This window comes from Mycobacterium sp. 852002-51057_SCH5723018 (genome assembly GCF_001667035.1).
GTDB lineage: Bacteria > Actinomycetota > Actinomycetes > Mycobacteriales > Mycobacteriaceae > Mycobacterium.
The window spans coordinates 47087-63293 of record NZ_LZIR01000029.1; the positions used below are offsets into that span (position 1 = coordinate 47087).

A 16207-nucleotide genomic window follows, 5' to 3' on the forward strand; every position below is an offset into this window, starting at 1 on the left:
CTGTGGTCGTGGCCCAGATCTCCTCGGCGAGCACCCCCGCTCAGCCCGCGGAGCTGTATCCGGGGGACATCAAGTCGGTGCTGCTCACCGCCGAGCAAATCCAGGCCCGCATTAGCGAACTGGGCGAGGAAATCGGCAACCACTACCGCGACCTGGCCGCCGAGACCGGCCAGGACCTGCTGCTGATCACCGTGCTGAAGGGGGCGGTGATCTTCGTCACGGATCTGGCCCGCGCGATCCCGGTGCCAACCCAATTCGAATTCATGGCGGTCAGCTCCTACGGGTCCTCGACGTCGTCGTCGGGTGTGGTGCGGATCCTCAAAGACCTGGACCGCGACATCAATGACCGCGACGTGCTGATCGTCGAGGACGTCGTCGACTCGGGGCTGACCCTGTCGTGGCTGCTGCGCAATCTGAAAAGCCGGCACCCGCGCTCGCTGCGCGTGTGCACACTGCTGCGCAAGCCCGACGCGGTGCGTGCCAACGCCGAGATCGCCTACGTGGGCTTCGATATTCCCAACGATTTCGTCGTGGGCTACGGCCTGGACTACGACGAGCGTTACCGCGACCTGTCGTACATCGGCATGCTGGACCCGCGGGTCTACGAGCAGTAGTCACTAGTTGGGTGGTGGCGACCCGCCGCGCCCGGCTACGCCGCGCTTGCGATCTACGCCGCGCTTGCGATCGCCACTGGTCCGATGGTGGCGACCCGCCGCGCCCGGCTACGCCGCGCTTGCGATCGCCACTAGTTCAGTTCCCACACCGCGGTCACCGAGAAGCTCACCGTCTGCTCGCCAGGTTCCAGCGGAACCATGGCCGCGGCACGGGGCGGCGCGGGCGGGCCTCCCGGCGTGGGCGCGCCGCCGGAAGCCTCCGAGATGGACAGCACCCTGCCCAGCCGCAGGCCGGACAGCTGGGCGTACTGGTCGGCCCGGCCCTTGGCGTCGTTGAACGCCCGCGCGCGGGCGTCCTTGACCAACTCCGAGTCGTCGGCGATGGAGTAGCTCACCGAGGTGATCCGGGTGGCGTCGCCGCCGGTGCCGACGATGACGGCCAGCATGCGCGACGCCGCGTCGGTCGGGTGGATCTTGACCCGGATCGCATTGGTGGCGCGATAGCCGGTGATGTTGGCGGCGCCGGGCTCGGCGTTGCTGTACTGCGGCTGCAGCGTGACCGTGGTGGTGCTGATGTCTTTGCGGTCCACGCCCGCCCCGACGAGCGCGTTGATCACCGCCTGCTGGCGATCGTTGGTCTGGTTCATCGCGGAGGTGACGTCGGGCGCGGTGAACTCGATGCCGACGTCGGCGGTGAGGGTGTCCGGGACGCCTTGCACGTGCCCGGCGCCGACGACGGTCACCTGGCGTGGATTGGCGCCTGGTAGTGCCGGGCTGTGCTTGTCACACGCCGCCACCGCGGCGACGGTCAGTGCCACCACGACCAAAGCGATCGACCAGCGGACCAACCTCGGGGCGTTCGTTGCGATCGGCATGTGTGGACCCTAGCCCCTCCACTGCGCCGACGATGCGCGACAACCAGTTCGATATGACGGCCATCGCGAACAACTGCGCGATCACAAGCGCGAGAGGAAGATCCGCGGCGATGGTGACCCAAATCAGCGCAGGAGTTGCGAGCGGTCCGGCCGTCAATCCCGCCAGCACGCCCAGCGCTTGTACTGAGCCCGCTTCGCGCGTGTTCCTTCTCACGTCACGACAGGTGGACGGGAAGCGCGGCTAGTCCTCGCATCAAAGTGCTGCTGCGGTACTGCAGAGAAACGTTGTCATCGAGGTTAATTCGCTCGAATCGGCTGAGCAGCCTTCCGATCGCAATCTCACCCTCGAATCGCGCGAGCGGCGCTCCAAGGCAGTGGTGAATGCCGTGGCCGAACGCGATGTGGGGGTTAGGAGTTCTGGTCACGTCGAGGCGATCGGGATCGTCGAACTTGCGATCGTCGTGATTGGCCGCCAGCAGAGCCACCAACACCGGTTCGCCCGCGGGTATTTCGACATCGCCAACCCGAACGGCTTCGGTGGTGAAGCGCTGCGTGGCCATGTTGAGCGGGCTCTCGAACCGCAAAAATTCCTCCACCGCCCGCGGCAGCAGTGCGCTATCCGCACGCACCGCCGTCAACTGAGATGGATTGCGCAGCAAGGCCAGGACGCCGTTGCCGATGAGGTTCACCGTGGTTTCGTAGCCCGCCAGTATCAGCAGGAAAGCCGTCGACACCACCTCGTCGGCGGACAGTCGATCGTCGGCGTCCGACGACTGCACCAAAGCGCTGAGCAGGTCATCCGCGGGCAGCCGGCGCTTAGCGTCGACCAATCTGGCCAAGAGGTCGACTAGTGCGTTCTCAGCGGCGCTCAATTCATCCGGATTGGTGCTGGTCAGCAGAGGTTCGACGTGCATACGAAACTGGCTGCGATCCTCTGAAGGCACGCCCAGCAACTCGCTAATGACCCGCAGCGGCAACTGGACCGCGTACGACTGCATCAGGTCCACCACGCCCCCGTCCGCGGCCGTGGCTGCGATGCGCTCAAGCAGTTCGTCGGCGATCCGGACGATGTCGGGCCTCATCTTTTGCACACTGCGCGCGGTAAACGCGTTGGCAACCAGTTTGCGCAACCGAGTGTGATCGGGCGGATCCTGCAGCAGCATGTGGCTGTAGAGCAATGCCCTGTGCGGACCTTCATCGCCCGAGGGGAAAAGCTCCATCACCCCACGCCAATCCTTGCTCAGCCGTGGATCGATCAAGGCGGCCTTCGCCTCGGCGTAACGGGTGATCAGCCATACCCGACGACCACCCCACATCACGACGCGACACGCTGGGCCGCCGGCGCGTAGCTGGCGATACGCGGCGTGCGGATCCTGGATGAACGCCCTGCCAAGCCGCGGCAAGTTCTGCGCCGGAACAAGCTCGTCGTCGACCCGGCAGTCGTTCTGGCTCATAACTCGGATAGTGCACGGGCCGGCCGCAGTTATCCAGGACGCCCAATTCCTGGTAGCGCTGCACCCAGGCTCAGCCGTTGACCATCCGGCGGAGTCCGGCTTCGGACGCGGAACCAGGTTCGGCCCAGTACGCCACGAGCCAGTGACCCGTTGAGGGCAACATCATCTGCTGATAGTTGAGATCCAGCGGCCCAACCCGCGGATGGTTCACCAACATGACTCCGGCGGCTTCCTGCTTCACGTCGTGGCGGGCCCACAGTTGTCGGAACCGGGCACTGTGCTGCCGCAACTCACACACCAGGTTGAGCAGAGCTGGGTCCGGACGCTGCCCGTATAAGGAGCGAAGTAAAGGCACCGCCCAGGCGGTCAACGGCCTCCAGTTGCGGTGGAAATGTCGCATCTCCGGTTCGAGAAACAACGCCCGTATCGTGTTCGCCCCAACGGAATAGTGTGGTGAGAACGCCGCGGCGAGCTTGTTTGCGGCAACCACGGTCAGGCCTGGGTCCACCACGTGCCCGATCGCCAGCGGCCAGCCGTCGATAAGAGCCTCGATCCCGGGATGCAGCTCCTGCAACGAGTCAACTCGTGTGTTCGAATGGTGCATCAAGTTGCGCATGTACGCGACGGCCTGGTCATCCAGTCTCAATGCACGCCCGATGGCGTCGAGCACCTGCTCCGACGGATTGTCTTCTCGTCCTTGCTCTAGACGCAGGTAGTAGTCGGTGCTGATACCGGCGAGCACCGCGACTTCCTCGCGGCGTAGCCCTGCGACTCGGCGGCGTCCGCCGGCCGGCAGACCGACCTCGGCGGGCTGCACCAGGCTCCGCCTGGCTCGCAGAAACTGCCCCAGGGCAGATCCCTCGGCCATCGGCCCTCCGTCTCGTGCAAGCTGTGAATCACCCGCCTCCGCGAGCATAACTCCGCAGATCGCCGCACAAGCTAACCCCCTGTACGCCGGACCGACTGGCAAAGTGCCAGCAAAGCCTAGTGCCCGCCATGGCAATCGGATCAATCTTCATGTCAAACTCTAAACATATTGGTTTGCAACCACTTTCATTGAACACCCATAAATTGCAGCATATCCGATCAGCTAAATGAACAGTTTTTGACTCGGCCATGAACAGGTGCCCGGAAGCCTTGTGATGCCCGGACGGTGCAGGCCTAACCTCTGAGCTGCTTCGGTGACGTCGTCGTCACTGAAAACCCTTGATCGAACGCTCTTTTGGGGAGGACTCATGTCGCTCGTGATCACACAGCCCGAGACGCTTGCAGTGGCCGCGGCCGAAATGCAGGCACTGAATGCGTTGGTGTCGTCGGGAAACGCCGCCGCCGCGTCACCGACCACCGGGGTGGTTCCCGCCGCCGCCGATGTGGTGTCGGCGTTGACCGCCGTTCAATTCGCTTCGCATGCACGGCTTTACCAGGAGATCAGCGCCCAGGCCACAGCGATGCGAGAGCAGTTCGCGGCAATACTGGGCATCAGCGCCGGCTCGTATTCGGCCACCGAGGCCGCCAACACGAACACGGTCGGCTAGCCATGCTGGATTTCGCACAGTTGCCACCCGAGATCAATTCCGCCCTCATGTATTCCGGCCCCGGATCGGGTCCCATGCTGGCCGCCGCGGCGGCATGGGACGGGCTGGCCACCGAGCTGCGCGACACCGCGTCCTCCTACGGGTTGTTGATCACCGGCCTGACCGACGGACCGTGGCAGGGTCCGGCGGCGGCGTCCATGGCAGCCGCGGCCGCGCCCCAGCTGGCGTGGCTGACCGGGACTGCGGGCCAGGCGGAACAGGCGGCGGCCCAGGCCGCCGGGGCGGCGAGCGCCTATGAGGCGGCGTTTGGGGCGACGGTGCCGCCGCCGGCGATCGCGGCCAACCGGGCGCTGCTGATGGCGTTGCTGGCGACCAACTTCCTCGGTCAGAACACGGCGGCGATCGCGGCCACCGAGGCGCAATACGCCGAGATGTGGGCCCAGGACGCGGCCACGATGTACAGCTATGCGGGCGCGTCGGCGGCGGCTGCGGCGTTGACGCCGTTCACCCCGGCCGCGCCCAGCACCGACCCGGGCGGGCCGGCCGCACAGGCCGCCGCCGTGGCCCAGGCGGTCGGGTCGGCCTCCGGCGCGCAGGGGGTGTACGGGATCCCCAATGTGCTGCTGGGCCTGGCCGGATTGACGAATTCTCCGCCGTGGTTGGCCAATCCTGCGGCCGCGCTGGGTCTCACCGGGCACGTCTGGAACAGCAATGGTGACGGGATCGTCGTGAGTGGAATGTTCGGCGACCTGGTGGAGGGGTTAACCGGCTCGGCCACCGTGGACGCCAGCACCGGATTTGACGCGTTCATCCGATTGATTTCTCCCACAAGGCTTTTCACCACCGCATTCAAGGACATCCAAGGCTTGGCGCAGGCGGTGATGCCGCAGGCCGCGAAGGCGGCCGAGGGCGCCGCTAAGGCCATCGAGGCGGTGCCGCACGCCGTTTCGGGCGCCGTTGGGGGTGCCGCCGGGGGTGTGGGCAGGGCGGCGTCCGTGGGCGGATTGTCGGTCCCGGCTTCCTGGGTTGGCGCGGCGCCTTCGGCGAGCCCGGCCGTCTCGGCGCTCAACGGGATGGGCGCCGCCGCGGCCGCCGAGCCCGTCACGAACGCGGTGGGCGGACTGCCGATGATGGGTGCCGGTTCGCGCGGCGCAGCCCACTTTGCCGCTCCACGTTACGGATTCAAGCCGACGGTGGTGACGCAGCCCCCGGCGGGGGGATGAGGTAGAGCGGGTCGGCCGGAAGGATCGTCGCGGCCTTTCCGCCAGACGGTCCCTAGAGCCCGGCTTATCCGTCGATGTGCGTCGGCGGGTCGGCGAAGGCGAGATCCCCCGGTTGCTGGTCAGGGCCCATCAAATCGCAATATCTTTCGGGCACCAGGTAGGAACTGGCACCGTGAGGAACGAACTGAGGCGTGTCCACGCAACGTTGCCAGGTGCCGTCGGGCTGGATGGGTCCATCGCACTTGCTGAGAAAGCCGTCTCCGTACTGGCAGCCGGCGCTGGCCGGCGGCGCCGAGGCGATCAGCCCTGCGGTCATCAGCAGGGCAGCCAATCCTGCGACGATGCTGCGTTTCATGATTGCCTCCGTTCGGACTACGGCGTCACCAAAATCTTGCAGTGCCGCTCGGGGTCGGCGAGGTCGTCGAAGGCCTGCCCGACGCCGTCCAGGCCTACCTCTCCAGTGATGAGCGGCGTGACGTCGATGTCGCCTTCGGCCAGCGCGCGCAACGAGTCGCCGAACTCGTCGGGCGTGTAGGCCAGGACGAACTGGACGTTGATCTCCTTGGCGATCGCGAAGAACGGGTGCACGGTGTCGGGCTGCATGCACACCCCGGCGACCACCAGGCGGGTGCCCGGCCGCGCCCGCCGCAGCACATCGTCGATGATCCCAGGCACCCCGACCGCCTCGAACACCACAGCGGGCTTGACGGTGTCGAACGGCGAGCCCTGCGCCGCATCTAGCGTCTGATGTGCGCCCATCGCCGTCGCCAACTCGCGCCGCTTTGTCGAAAAGTCCGATGCCGCAATGTTTTCCACCCCACGAACTTTGAGAGCGGCTATGATGGCGACACCGATCGGGCCGCAACCAAGCACCAGGGCGGTCTCACCCGGCTGAATGTTTGACTTGTTGACGGCGTGCAGCCCCACCGCCATGGGTTCGGTCAGGGCCGCGTGTTTGAGGTCAAGACCGTTGGGGATCGGCAGCAGTAGTGGCGCCGACAGCAACATCCGCTCGGCGAAGCCGCCAATTGTGTTGTTGCTGGACAGGATCGGCTCGACGCGCTTTCCCGACAGCAGCACCGGAATCGAGGTGACCGGTGTTCCGGGCGGGTGGGTGTCGGTGTCGGGGCCGACGTCCAGGATTTCGGCGCTGTATTCGTGCCCCATGAAAATGTCCTGGCCCAGGTCGACATTCATGCCTGCAGCCCCGAGCCCCATCTGCTCGCTCAGCTCGAGCATCTCCGCGCCGTGGGCGGCGAAATGCAAGTCAGTACCGCATATTCCACATGCTCGCACATCCACCAGCACCTGGCCCGGCCCGGGCGCCGGCTCAGGCACGTCGTCCCGGTACACCATGCGGCCGTCCCGCAATACCGCAGCGCGCATCAGCTTCTCACGCCTTTCTGTTCGTCGACATGCTCGGTGATGGCCTTCACCACGGCCTCACCGGCGCGGCCGATCAATTGGTCGCGCTTGCCCCGGGCCCAGTCGTGAGACGACCGCGACGCCTCGAGCTGCCCTTTGAAATGCGGAATCACCTTGCGGGCGACCAGGTCATAGCTGTGGTAGGTCGCCTCGGGGCAGGCCCAGTCGTGGCCCAGCATCAGCAGCGTCCCGAAACCGCCCGAGCGCTCCAGTAGATTCTCGATGTGTTCGATCGCGTCGTCGGGCGTGCCGATGCAGCAATTGCCCTTGGCCGCATAGTCTTCCACGAACTCGTACGGTGTCTGGGTTGCTCCGTCGACGGTGTTGGAAAGCGGGACGAACCCCGCCGCGCCAAAATAGTCCGCGAAATCCTGTAAGCCGTAGGTGCAATCGTCGATTGCCTGCTCTCGGGTGTCGGCGATGTGCATGATGCTCAGAACGCGCCAGTCGGCGCGGTCCGGCTCGTTGCGGCCGACTTTGGCGGCCTGCTCGCGCACGACGTCCCAGGTGTTCTCCAGCGCGGCGTAGCCGCCGGGCACCGACATCGACAGGGATAGCAGCGACGTCCCCAGCGCACCGGCCAGTCGCGGTCCGGACGGCGATATCATTGCCGCCGTGGCGATCTCGGGGTAGGGCCAGGTGAACGGGCGGATGTGTAACTGGGCGTCGCGCAGCGTGAACCAGTCGGTGTGGCGGTCGATTCGCTCGGTGGGCCCGGCGCGGAACAGCGCTAGGATCGCCTCGAGGGACTCCTGCATCATGTGCCGCTGGTCGACGGGGTCGATGCCCATCATGTACGCATCCGACGGCAGCGCGCCGGGACCGGTGCCGAAGACGACCCTGCCCCGGGTCAGATGGTCTAACAGCACCCAGCGGTCGGCCACCATCAGCGGATGGTGGTAGGGCAGCGACACCACCCCGGTACCCAGCCGAATGTGCTTGGTCCGTTCGGCCGCGGCCGCAATGAAGACCTCCGGGCATGCGATCAGCTCGTAGCCACCCGAGTGGTGCTCACCGAACCAGGCCTCGTCGAAGCCGAGGCGGTCCAGCGCGACGACACGCTCCATGTCGTATTCCAGTGCCACCGTGGGGGATTGGCCGGTGGGATGAAACGGCGTGATGAAGACGCCGAAACGCAGGGGTGCGCTCATCGCAACTCCAATCCGTTGAGGAACTCCAACAATGTCGCGTTCACCTCGTCGGGCCGCTCCTGCTGCAGCCAGTGCCCCGCGCCCTCGATCATCATCTGGCGGTACGGGCCCGAGATAACCTCGGCCGCCTGGTCGATGCGGGTGAACGCCAGCACCGGGTCGGCCGTCCCGGCGATAAACAGGCATGGCACGCCGATTTTCGCGCCATTGAGGTCGGCGGTGGTCTCCCAGTTGCGGTCGAAGTTGCGGTACCAGTTCAGGCCACCGGTGAACCCCGTGCGGGAGAATTCGCTGATGTAGTGGTCGAGCTCGTCCTGGCTCAGCCAGTCCGGCAGTCGGTCGGGCTCGGGAAGGCGATCGATAAAGCCCTCCGGGCCGGGGGTCAGCATCCGCGACGCGGTGAGCGAGTCGCCGGATGCTCGTACGGCGCCCAGCATCCGGCGCATCGTGCGGGCGGGATCACCGTTGAGCTCGGCATCGGCAACGCCGGGCTCCTGGAAGTACAGGATGTAGAAGAAGTTCTCACCAAAATTTTTGCGCCACGCTTTGGTGGGCGCCGAATGCGAGCGGGGCAGCGCCGGCACGCTGAGCGCGGCGACCGCCGCGACCCGGTCGGGGTGCAAGAGCGGGGCATGCCACGCCACGGGCGCACCCCAGTCGTGACCAACCCACACGGCGCGCTCTGCGCCGACGTCGTCGAGCAGCCCCACGATGTCGGCGGTCAACTCGTGAATGTTGTACGCCTCGATCGCATCCGGACGCGATGAGCCGCCGTAGCCGCGCTGATCGGGCGCCAGCACGTGGTAGCCGGCCTCGGCGAGAACCGGTATCTGGTGCCGCCAGGAATACGCCAGCTCGGGGAAGCCGTGGGCTAGGACCACGACGGGCGCTCCGCGATCACCGGCCTCGGTCACCCGCAGCTGCACACCGTTGGTGTCTACTAACCGTTCGGTTGATGAGCGCACCGTCTCACCAAATCACAACGGCCTCCGGCTGAGAAGGGCTCGATGTGATGGGAATGGGCGTAGATATCGCCGGTGCCCGCCGCGCATCATGAGATGTTGGTGATTGGGGAAGGCGAGGTGGTTTGACAATGCGGATGGACCACGTCGTGCTGTGGACGAAGGATCCGCGGGCGGCCATCGATTTCTATTCCCGGGTGGTCGGGCTGACGCCGGTGCGGGTGAGCGAGTTCGACGCCGGCGAGGCGCCGTTCCCGAGCGTGCGGGTGTGCGAGGAATCCATCATCGACCTGATGCCGATGGATATGGCCGACGGTCTGGGGGCGTTCGCGAAGGTCGACGGCAGCGCCGGCAACCCGGTCAACCACGTCTGTCTTGCGCTGTCCAAGGCCGAATTCGAAGCGTTGGATCGGCGTCTGCAGGCGGAAGGCGTCGATACCGGCGCGCGGATGAACCGCACTTTTGGCGCCCGGGGGTGGGCCCCGGAGGCCTTCTATTTCGCTGACCCGGACGGCAACGTGATCGAGGCCCGCCACTACGAGTAGCCCCGAGCGTGGCATACCGGTCTTTCGCGGGAACCGCCGGTCGTTAGTCCTAAGGAAACTGGCGACCCGCTGCGCCCCGGCTCACCGGGGCTGGCGATCGCCACAGGAACATTGGTGGCGACCCGCTGCGCCCCGGCTCACCGGGGCTGGCGATCGCCACAGGCGGTAGCCTGGACTTTTCCAGCTTCGTGTATCGGGGAAGGAACTGGCCGACAAGGCCGATGATTGATGAACCGGAAAAACTTGATTCGCACCATCGCGGCGATCGCCGTTGTGGTGGTGCTGGGTTGGTCGTTCTTTTACTTTAGCGACGACACTCGCGGTTACAAGGCCGTCGACACCTCGGTGGCGATGACCCAGATCAGCAGCGACAACGTCCAGAGCGCGCAGATCGACGACCGCGAGCAGCAGCTGCGGCTGACCCTGAAAAAGGGCACCAAGGACACGGACAACTCCGACAAGGTCATCACCAAATACCCCAGCGGATACGCCGTCGACCTGTTCAACGCGCTGAACGCCAAGAACGCCAAGGTCAGCACCGTCGTCAGCGAAGGCAGCATCTTGGGTGAGCTGCTGGTGTACGTACTGCCGCTGCTGTTGCTGGTGGGCCTGTTCGTGATGTTCTCGCGGATGCAGGGCGGCGCCCGGATGGGGTTCGGCTTCGGCAAATCGCGGGCCAAGCAGCTCTCCAAGGACATGCCCAAGACCACCTTCGCCGATGTCGCCGGCGTCGACGAGGCGGTCGAGGAGCTCTACGAGATCAAGGACTTCCTGCAAAACCCCAGCAGGTACCAGGCGCTCGGCGCCAAGATCCCCAAGGGCGTGCTGCTCTACGGGCCGCCCGGCACCGGCAAGACCCTGCTGGCCCGCGCCGTGGCCGGCGAGGCTGGGGTGCCGTTTTTCACAATCTCCGGCTCCGACTTCGTTGAGATGTTCGTCGGCGTCGGTGCCTCGCGCGTGAGAGACCTCTTCGAGCAGGCCAAGCAGAACAGCCCGTGCATCATCTTCGTCGACGAGATCGACGCGGTCGGCCGCCAGCGCGGCGCCGGGCTGGGCGGCGGCCACGACGAGCGCGAGCAGACGCTCAACCAGCTGCTGGTCGAGATGGACGGGTTCGGCGAGCGCGCCGGTGTCATCCTGATCGCCGCCACCAACCGGCCCGACATCCTGGACCCCGCGCTCTTGAGGCCCGGCCGCTTCGACCGGCAGATCCCGGTGTCCAACCCCGACCTGGCGGGCCGTCGGGCCGTCTTGAGGGTGCATTCGAAGGGCAAGCCGATCGCCCCGGACGCGGACCTGGACGGGCTGGCCAAGCGCACCGTCGGCATGACCGGCGCCGACCTGGCCAACGTCATCAACGAGGCGGCGCTGCTGACCGCCCGCGAGAACGGCACGGTGATCACCGGCGCGGCCCTCGAGGAGGCGGTCGACCGGGTGATCGGTGGCCCGCGCCGCAAGGGCCGCATCATCAGCGAGCAGGAAAAGAAGATCACCGCCTACCACGAGGGCGGGCACACCCTGGCGGCCTGGGCGATGCCCGACATCGACCCGGTCTACAAGGTGACGATCCTGGCCCGGGGACGCACCGGCGGCCACGCGGTCGCGGTGCCGGAGGAGGACAAGGGCCTGCGCACCCGCTCGGAGATGATCGCCCAGCTGGTGTTCGCGATGGGCGGGCGCGCCGCCGAGGAACTGGTCTTCCGCGAGCCGACGACAGGCGCGGTGTCCGACATCGAGCAGGCCACCAAGGTCGCCCGCGCGATGGTCACCGAATACGGGATGAGTTCCAAGCTCGGCGCGGTCAAGTACGGCACCGAACACGGCGACCCGTTCCTGGGCCGCACCATGGGAACGCAGGCCGACTACTCGCACGAGGTCGCCCGCGACATCGACGACGAAGTGCGCAAGCTGATCGAGGCGGCGCACACCGAGGCGTGGGAAATCCTCACCGAATACCGCGACGTGCTCGACAGCCTGGCCGGCGAGCTGCTGGAAAAGGAGACCCTGCACCGAGCGGAGCTGGAGGGCATCTTCGCCGACGTCCAAAAGCGGCCCCGGCTCACCATGTTCGACGATTTCGGCGGCCGTATCCCGTCGGACAAGCCGCCGATCAAGACCCCCGGCGAGCTGGCGATCGAACGTGGCGAGCCCTGGCCGCCGCCCGTCGCCGAGCCGGCGTTCAAGGCGGCCATCGCGCGGGCCAGCCAGGCCGCTGAGGCCGCGCGAACCGAGGGCGAGCGGAATGCCAACGGCGGCAACGGTTCCCATGGCGGCCAGGGCAATCGCCAGCCAGCGCCGCATGGCCCCACCCAGCCCGACTACGGTGCCCCGGCGGGCTGGTACGCGCCGGGATGGCCGCCGCAGCAACAACAGCCGAATTACTGGTACCCGCCCGCCGCGAGCCCGACGCAGCCACCGCAGCAGCCCTATTGGCCGCAGCCGCACCCGCAGCCGGCGCCGAGTTATCCGGGCCAGCAGGGCCCGCAGGCCCAGGGCTACCCGACCCACCCCTCCTACCCGCCGTATCCTCCCTATCCGCCGCCAGCGCAGCCCAGCCCGGATGCCGGAAAGTCACCTGATAAGCAGGAGGACGATGTGAGCCGGTCCAACCCGCCGGCTCACGGCTAGCGAACGGAGGATTCAATGGCCTTACCGGGTTTGGGGCCGGATTTCGGGCCGGATGCCCGCCAGGTGACTCCCCGCATCCGGGTGTTCGACCAGCAACGAACAGAGAATGCGATCCGCGAGTTGCTGTACGCGATCGGCGAGGACCCGAACCGGGACGGCTTGCAGGACACCCCGGCCCGCGTCGCACGCGCCTATCGCGAGATGTTCGCCGGGCTCTACACCGATCCGGACTCCGTCTTGAACACCATGTTCGACGAGGACCACGATGAAATGGTGATCGTCAAGGAGATCCCGCTGTACTCCACCTGCGAGCATCACCTGGTGTCGTTCCACGGGGTGGCCCACGTTGGCTATATCCCCGGCAAGGACGGCAGGGTGACCGGGCTGTCGAAGATCGCCCGGCTGGTGGACCTGTACGCCAAGCGACCCCAGGTGCAGGAGCGGCTCACCAGCCAGATCGCCGACGCCCTGGTGAAGAAGCTCGATCCGCGCGGGGTGATCGTCGTGGTCGAGGCTGAGCATCTTTGCATGGCGATGCGCGGCGTCCGCAAGCCCGGCGCGGTCACCACGACGTCGGCGGTGCGCGGCCAGTTCAAAACCAGTGCCGCGTCTCGATCCGAAGCGCTCGACCTCATCCTGCGTAAGTGAGTCCGCGCCTGTGCAGGTTATGGGAGTCCTGAACGTCACTGACGATTCGTTCTCGGACGGTGGGCGCTACCTGGATACCGACGACGCCGTCGCCCATGGCCTCGCGATGGCGGCCGAGGGTGCGGACATCGTCGACGTAGGGGGTGAGTCCACCCGGCCGGGCGCCACCCGGATCGACGCGCGGGTCGAGACATCCCGCGTTGTTCCGGTCGTCAAAGAGCTTGCAGCCCAGGGGATTACCGTGAGCATCGACACCATGCACGCCGACGTCGCCCGGGCGGCGCTGCAAAGCGGCGCGCGGATCGTCAACGACGTGTCGGGCGGACGGGCCGACCCCGCGATGGCGCCGCTGCTGGCCGAGGCCGGCGTGCCGTGGGTGGTGATGCACTGGCGATCGGTGTCGTCGGACCGCCCGCATGAGGTCCCGCACTACCGCGACGTGGTGGCCGAGGTGCGCGCCGAGCTGCTCGCCAACGTCGACGACGCGGTGGCCGCCGGCGTCGATCCCGACAACCTGGTGATCGATCCCGGCCTGGGATTCGCCAAGACGGGACAACACAATTGGGCGCTGCTGCATGCGTTGCCGCAACTGGTCGATACCGGGGTCCCGGTGCTGCTGGGCGCCTCGCGCAAGCGGTTTCTCGGCACGTTGTTGGCCGGGCCCGACGGGTCGCCGCGGCCGCCCGACGGGCGCGAGACGGCGACCGCGGTGATTTCCGCGCTGGCCGCCCTGCACGGGGCGTGGGGAGTGCGCGTGCACGACGTGCGCGCGTCGGTCGATGCGCTCAAGGTCGTCGAAGCGTGGACGGCACTCGATGGCTGATCGAATCGAGTTGCGCGGCTTGGAAGTTCGCGGCCGGCACGGAGTCTTTGAACACGAGCGTGCCAACGGGCAGGACTTCGTCGTCGACATCACCGTGTGGATCGACCTGGCCGGCGCTGCGGCAAGCGACGACCTGAACGACACCTACGACTACGGCGCCCTGGCCCAGCTGGCGGCCGACGTCGTTGCGGGGCCGCCGCGCAAGCTGATCGAGGCGGTCGGCGGCGAGATCGCCGACCGGGTGATGGACGACCCGCGCGTGCACGCCGTCGAGGTAGTGGTGCACAAGCCGCAGGCTCCGATTTCGCACCAGTTCGCCGACGTCGCGGTGGTGATTCGGCGGTCGCGACGTGGCGGCCGCGGTTCGGTGATCCCGGCCGGCGGGGCGCTATGACGCGCGACGACGACGATGATGCCGGCACGGTCGGGATCGAGGAGTGGCGCCTATGACGCGCGTGGTGCTGTCGATCGGCTCCAACTTGGGGGACCGGCTGGCCCGGCTGCAATCGGTCGTCGACGGGCTCCAGGAAGCGGTAGTGGCAGTGTCTCCCATCTACGAGACCGATCCCTGGGGCCGGGTGGAGCAGGCGCCGTTTCTCAACGCGGTGCTGATCGCCGACGACCCGACGTGTGACGGGCCGGCCTGGCTGCGCCGGGCGCAGGAGTTCGAGCGGGCGGCGGGCCGGGTTCGCGGCGAACGCTGGGGCCCGCGCACCCTCGACGTCGACCTGATCGCCTGCTACGGCGAAACCGAAGTGATCGTCCGCGAACCCAACCTGACGCTGCCCCACCCGCTGGCCCACCTGCGGGCCTTCGTGATGGTGCCGTGGCTGGCCATCGAGCCCGATGCGCGGCTGACGGTCGCCGAGGGGCAGCGTCCCGTCGCGCGGCTGCTGGCCGAGCTGGACCCGGCCGACCGGGCCGGTGTCCGGCTGTCCAGCTACACCCTGCAGCTGAAGGCAAAACCCGATCCCGAACCGGAAGCCTGATGGGACCGACCCGGAAGCGTGACCTGACGGCCGCGGTGGTCGGCGCTGCGGTCGTCGGCTATCTGCTGGTCATCAGCCTGTACCGGTGGTTTCCGCCGATCACGGTGTGGACCGGGCTGTCGCTGCTCGGGGTGGCCATCGCCGAGGCGCTGTGGGCGCGCTACGTGCGGACCAAGATCAACGACGGCGAAATCGGCCCCGGCCCCGGTTGGCTGCACCCGCTGGCGGTGGCCCGCACCGTGGTGGTGGCCAAGGCGTCGGCCTGGGTGGGTGCGCTGGTGCTGGGTTGGTGGGTCGGGGTGCTGGTGTATTTCCTGCCGCGGCGATCGTGGCTGCGGGTCGCCGCGGAGGACACTACTGGGACGGTGGTGGCCGCCGTCAGCGCGCTGGCGCTGGTGTTGGCGGCGCTGTGGCTACAGCATTGCTGCAAGTCGCCGCAGGATCCGACGGAACACGGCGAGGGTGCGGAAAGCTAGCACGCCGCAATCAACCCAGGTGGGAATCGCCGGGGTCGCGCGACACGCGCAGTGACCTCGCGCAGGTACAGTGCAGGCCATGACCGTTCTGTCCCGCGGCGCCAGGGTCCGGCGCGGCGGCCGCAGGCCGGGGTGGGTGCTCTTGACCGCGTTGCTGGTCCTCGCGATGGGGGCCAGTTCCGCACTGGTTTTCACCAACCGGGTGGAACTCCTCAAGCTCGCTGTAATCCTGGCGCTGTGGGCCGCAGTCGCCGGCGCCTTCGTCTCGGTGCTCTACCGCCGCCAAAGCGACGCGGACCAATCCCGCGTCCGTGACCTGAAGCTCGTTTACGACCTGCAGCTGGATCGGGAAATCTCGGCCCGCCGCGAGTACGAGCTGACCGTGGAGTCCCAGCTGCGCCGCGAGCTCGCCTCCGAGCTGCGCGCCCAGGCCGCCGACGACCTGGCGGCGCTGCGGGCCGAGCTGAGCGCGCTGCGCACCAGCCTGGAGATCCTGTTCGACACCGACCTGCAGGAGCGCCCGGCGCTCGAGACCCACGAGACCGAGGCGCCGCGCGCCCGCGCGTACAGCGACTGGGAGCGCAACGGCGAGGCCAGCCGCGACTGGGTGGCCAGCGACCGGGTCACGTCTGTCCCGCGGGACAATCCGCCCGGCCGGGCCGACGAATCCGCGATCATCGACGTGCCCGAGGAACCGCTGTTGCCGCCCCGGCAGCCCCCGCCCCAGCCGGAACGCGTTCGCGTCCAATACGACGTCCCGCAGCAGGCTCGGTATGTGGTCTCCCAGGAGCCGCCGTACATGACCGCGCCGCCGCCCCCACCGGAGGCGCGGTTCGCGCCTGTCTCTTATACACAACTG

At 67.3% G+C, this 16207-nt stretch carries 18 protein-coding genes; 11 read left to right on the top strand and 7 right to left on the bottom strand.

Annotated elements, in window-relative coordinates; genetic code table 11:
* Positions 1-2 precede the first annotated feature (2 nt).
* Positions 3-614 carry a hypoxanthine phosphoribosyltransferase gene (gene hpt, locus A5764_RS07790; RefSeq protein WP_067111128.1) on the top strand — a complete coding sequence of 204 codons (612 nt, stop codon included), beginning with the start codon at positions 3-5 and terminating at the stop codon, positions 612-614.
* A gap of 131 nt (positions 615-745) precedes the next feature.
* On the opposite strand, the gene A5764_RS07795 is transcribed toward hpt, so the two are convergent.
* The 3 genes from A5764_RS07795 to A5764_RS07805 form a co-directional block, all read right to left on the bottom strand.
* Complete coding sequence (locus A5764_RS07795; RefSeq protein WP_067111131.1) at positions 746-1489, bottom strand: SIMPL domain-containing protein; 744 nt, start codon at positions 1487-1489, stop codon at positions 746-748.
* 215 nt (positions 1490-1704) lie between these two features.
* Complete coding sequence (locus A5764_RS07800) at positions 1705-2709, bottom strand: cytochrome P450 (RefSeq protein ID WP_369807287.1); 1005 nt, start codon at positions 2707-2709, stop codon at positions 1705-1707.
* A gap of 304 nt (positions 2710-3013) precedes the next feature.
* Positions 3014-3811, bottom strand: coding sequence for a helix-turn-helix transcriptional regulator (locus tag A5764_RS07805; RefSeq protein WP_067111135.1), 798 nt, complete (start codon positions 3809-3811; stop codon positions 3014-3016).
* A gap of 367 nt (positions 3812-4178) precedes the next feature.
* Between A5764_RS07805 and A5764_RS07810 the strand changes: the two genes are divergently transcribed.
* Positions 4179-4478 (top strand): PE family protein, encoded by a 300-nt coding sequence (locus tag A5764_RS07810; protein ID WP_067111138.1) that lies wholly within the window; start codon positions 4179-4181, stop codon positions 4476-4478.
* Positions 4479-4480: 2 nt separating this feature from the next.
* Positions 4481-5701: a PPE family protein gene (locus tag A5764_RS07815; RefSeq protein ID WP_067111141.1), complete on the top strand. Its 1221-nt coding sequence runs from the start codon at positions 4481-4483 to the stop codon at positions 5699-5701.
* A gap of 64 nt (positions 5702-5765) precedes the next feature.
* Here A5764_RS07815 and A5764_RS07820 read toward each other — a convergent pair whose 3' ends face one another.
* The 4 genes from A5764_RS07820 to A5764_RS07835 are packed head-to-tail and all read right to left on the bottom strand — an operon-like array spanning position 5766 to position 9242.
* Positions 5766-6056 carry a hypothetical protein gene (locus tag A5764_RS07820; RefSeq protein WP_067111144.1) on the bottom strand — a complete coding sequence of 97 codons (291 nt, stop codon included), beginning with the start codon at positions 6054-6056 and terminating at the stop codon, positions 5766-5768.
* A 17-nt stretch (positions 6057-6073) separates the two neighbouring features.
* Positions 6074-7087, bottom strand: coding sequence for a zinc-binding dehydrogenase (locus tag A5764_RS07825; protein WP_067111147.1), 1014 nt, complete (start codon positions 7085-7087; stop codon positions 6074-6076).
* On the bottom strand, positions 7087-8277 hold the full coding sequence (locus tag A5764_RS07830) for an LLM class flavin-dependent oxidoreductase (protein ID WP_067111150.1): 1191 nt from the start codon (positions 8275-8277) through the stop codon (positions 7087-7089). The genes A5764_RS07825 and A5764_RS07830 overlap by 1 nt, the downstream gene beginning before the upstream one ends.
* Complete coding sequence (locus A5764_RS07835; protein ID WP_156664562.1) at positions 8274-9242, bottom strand: alpha/beta fold hydrolase; 969 nt, start codon at positions 9240-9242, stop codon at positions 8274-8276. Before A5764_RS07835 ends, A5764_RS07830 begins: the two co-directional genes overlap by 4 nt.
* A 128-nt stretch (positions 9243-9370) precedes the next feature.
* Here A5764_RS07835 and A5764_RS07840 point away from each other — a divergent pair, with 128 nt between their 5' ends.
* From A5764_RS07840 to A5764_RS07875, 8 genes are all read left to right on the top strand, one after another.
* Positions 9371-9784, top strand: a complete 414-nt coding sequence (locus tag A5764_RS07840; protein ID WP_067111156.1) for a VOC family protein — start codon at positions 9371-9373, stop codon at positions 9782-9784.
* 228 nt (positions 9785-10012) lie between these two features.
* Entirely contained in the window at positions 10013-12412 is a 2400-nt protein-coding gene (gene ftsH / locus A5764_RS07845; protein ID WP_067111159.1) for an ATP-dependent zinc metalloprotease FtsH, read from the top strand.
* Between the two features lie 15 nt (positions 12413-12427).
* A complete protein-coding gene (gene folE / locus A5764_RS07850) occupies positions 12428-13060 on the top strand; it encodes a GTP cyclohydrolase I FolE (protein ID WP_067111161.1) in 633 nt (210 codons plus the stop codon).
* A gap of 19 nt (positions 13061-13079) precedes the next feature.
* Positions 13080-13883, top strand: a complete 804-nt coding sequence (gene folP / locus A5764_RS07855) for a dihydropteroate synthase (RefSeq protein ID WP_067111164.1) — start codon at positions 13080-13082, stop codon at positions 13881-13883.
* Entirely contained in the window at positions 13876-14277 is a 402-nt protein-coding gene (folB, locus tag A5764_RS07860) for a dihydroneopterin aldolase (RefSeq protein WP_067111166.1), read from the top strand. Before folP ends, folB begins: the two co-directional genes overlap by 8 nt.
* A gap of 52 nt (positions 14278-14329) precedes the next feature.
* Complete coding sequence (folK, locus tag A5764_RS07865; protein WP_067111171.1) at positions 14330-14872, top strand: 2-amino-4-hydroxy-6-hydroxymethyldihydropteridine diphosphokinase; 543 nt, start codon at positions 14330-14332, stop codon at positions 14870-14872.
* Positions 14872-15348 (top strand): DUF3180 domain-containing protein, encoded by a 477-nt coding sequence (locus A5764_RS07870; RefSeq protein WP_067111174.1) that lies wholly within the window; start codon positions 14872-14874, stop codon positions 15346-15348. The genes folK and A5764_RS07870 overlap by 1 nt, the downstream gene beginning before the upstream one ends.
* A 79-nt stretch (positions 15349-15427) precedes the next feature.
* Positions 15428-16207 (top strand): DUF6779 domain-containing protein (locus A5764_RS07875; protein ID WP_369807286.1); only part of this gene is annotated, 780 nt, incomplete at its 3' end.

Excerpts from the sequence above, each read along its gene's own strand:
- A5764_RS07795 (WP_067111131.1), bottom strand. The coding sequence starts at position 1,489 with ATGCCGATCGCAACGAACGCCCCGAGGTTGGTCCGCTGGTCGATCGCT.
- A5764_RS07800 (WP_369807287.1), bottom strand. The coding sequence starts at position 2,709 with ATGGAGCTTTTCCCCTCGGGCGATGAAGGTCCGCACAGGGCATTGCTC.
- A5764_RS07805 (WP_067111135.1), bottom strand. The coding sequence starts at position 3,811 with ATGGCCGAGGGATCTGCCCTGGGGCAGTTTCTGCGAGCCAGGCGGAGC.
- A5764_RS07810 (WP_067111138.1), top strand. The coding sequence starts at position 4,179 with ATGTCGCTCGTGATCACACAGCCCGAGACGCTTGCAGTGGCCGCGGCC.
- A5764_RS07815 (WP_067111141.1), top strand. The coding sequence starts at position 4,481 with ATGCTGGATTTCGCACAGTTGCCACCCGAGATCAATTCCGCCCTCATG.
- A5764_RS07820 (WP_067111144.1), bottom strand. The coding sequence starts at position 6,056 with ATGAAACGCAGCATCGTCGCAGGATTGGCTGCCCTGCTGATGACCGCA.
- A5764_RS07825 (WP_067111147.1), bottom strand. The coding sequence starts at position 7,087 with ATGCGCGCTGCGGTATTGCGGGACGGCCGCATGGTGTACCGGGACGAC.
- A5764_RS07830 (WP_067111150.1), bottom strand. The coding sequence starts at position 8,277 with ATGAGCGCACCCCTGCGTTTCGGCGTCTTCATCACGCCGTTTCATCCC.
- A5764_RS07840 (WP_067111156.1), top strand. The coding sequence starts at position 9,371 with ATGCGGATGGACCACGTCGTGCTGTGGACGAAGGATCCGCGGGCGGCC.
- ftsH (WP_067111159.1), top strand. The coding sequence starts at position 10,013 with ATGAACCGGAAAAACTTGATTCGCACCATCGCGGCGATCGCCGTTGTG.
- folE (WP_067111161.1), top strand. The coding sequence starts at position 12,428 with ATGGCCTTACCGGGTTTGGGGCCGGATTTCGGGCCGGATGCCCGCCAG.
- folP (WP_067111164.1), top strand. The coding sequence starts at position 13,080 with ATGGGAGTCCTGAACGTCACTGACGATTCGTTCTCGGACGGTGGGCGC.
- folB (WP_067111166.1), top strand. The coding sequence starts at position 13,876 with ATGGCTGATCGAATCGAGTTGCGCGGCTTGGAAGTTCGCGGCCGGCAC.
- folK (WP_067111171.1), top strand. The coding sequence starts at position 14,330 with ATGACGCGCGTGGTGCTGTCGATCGGCTCCAACTTGGGGGACCGGCTG.
- A5764_RS07870 (WP_067111174.1), top strand. The coding sequence starts at position 14,872 with ATGGGACCGACCCGGAAGCGTGACCTGACGGCCGCGGTGGTCGGCGCT.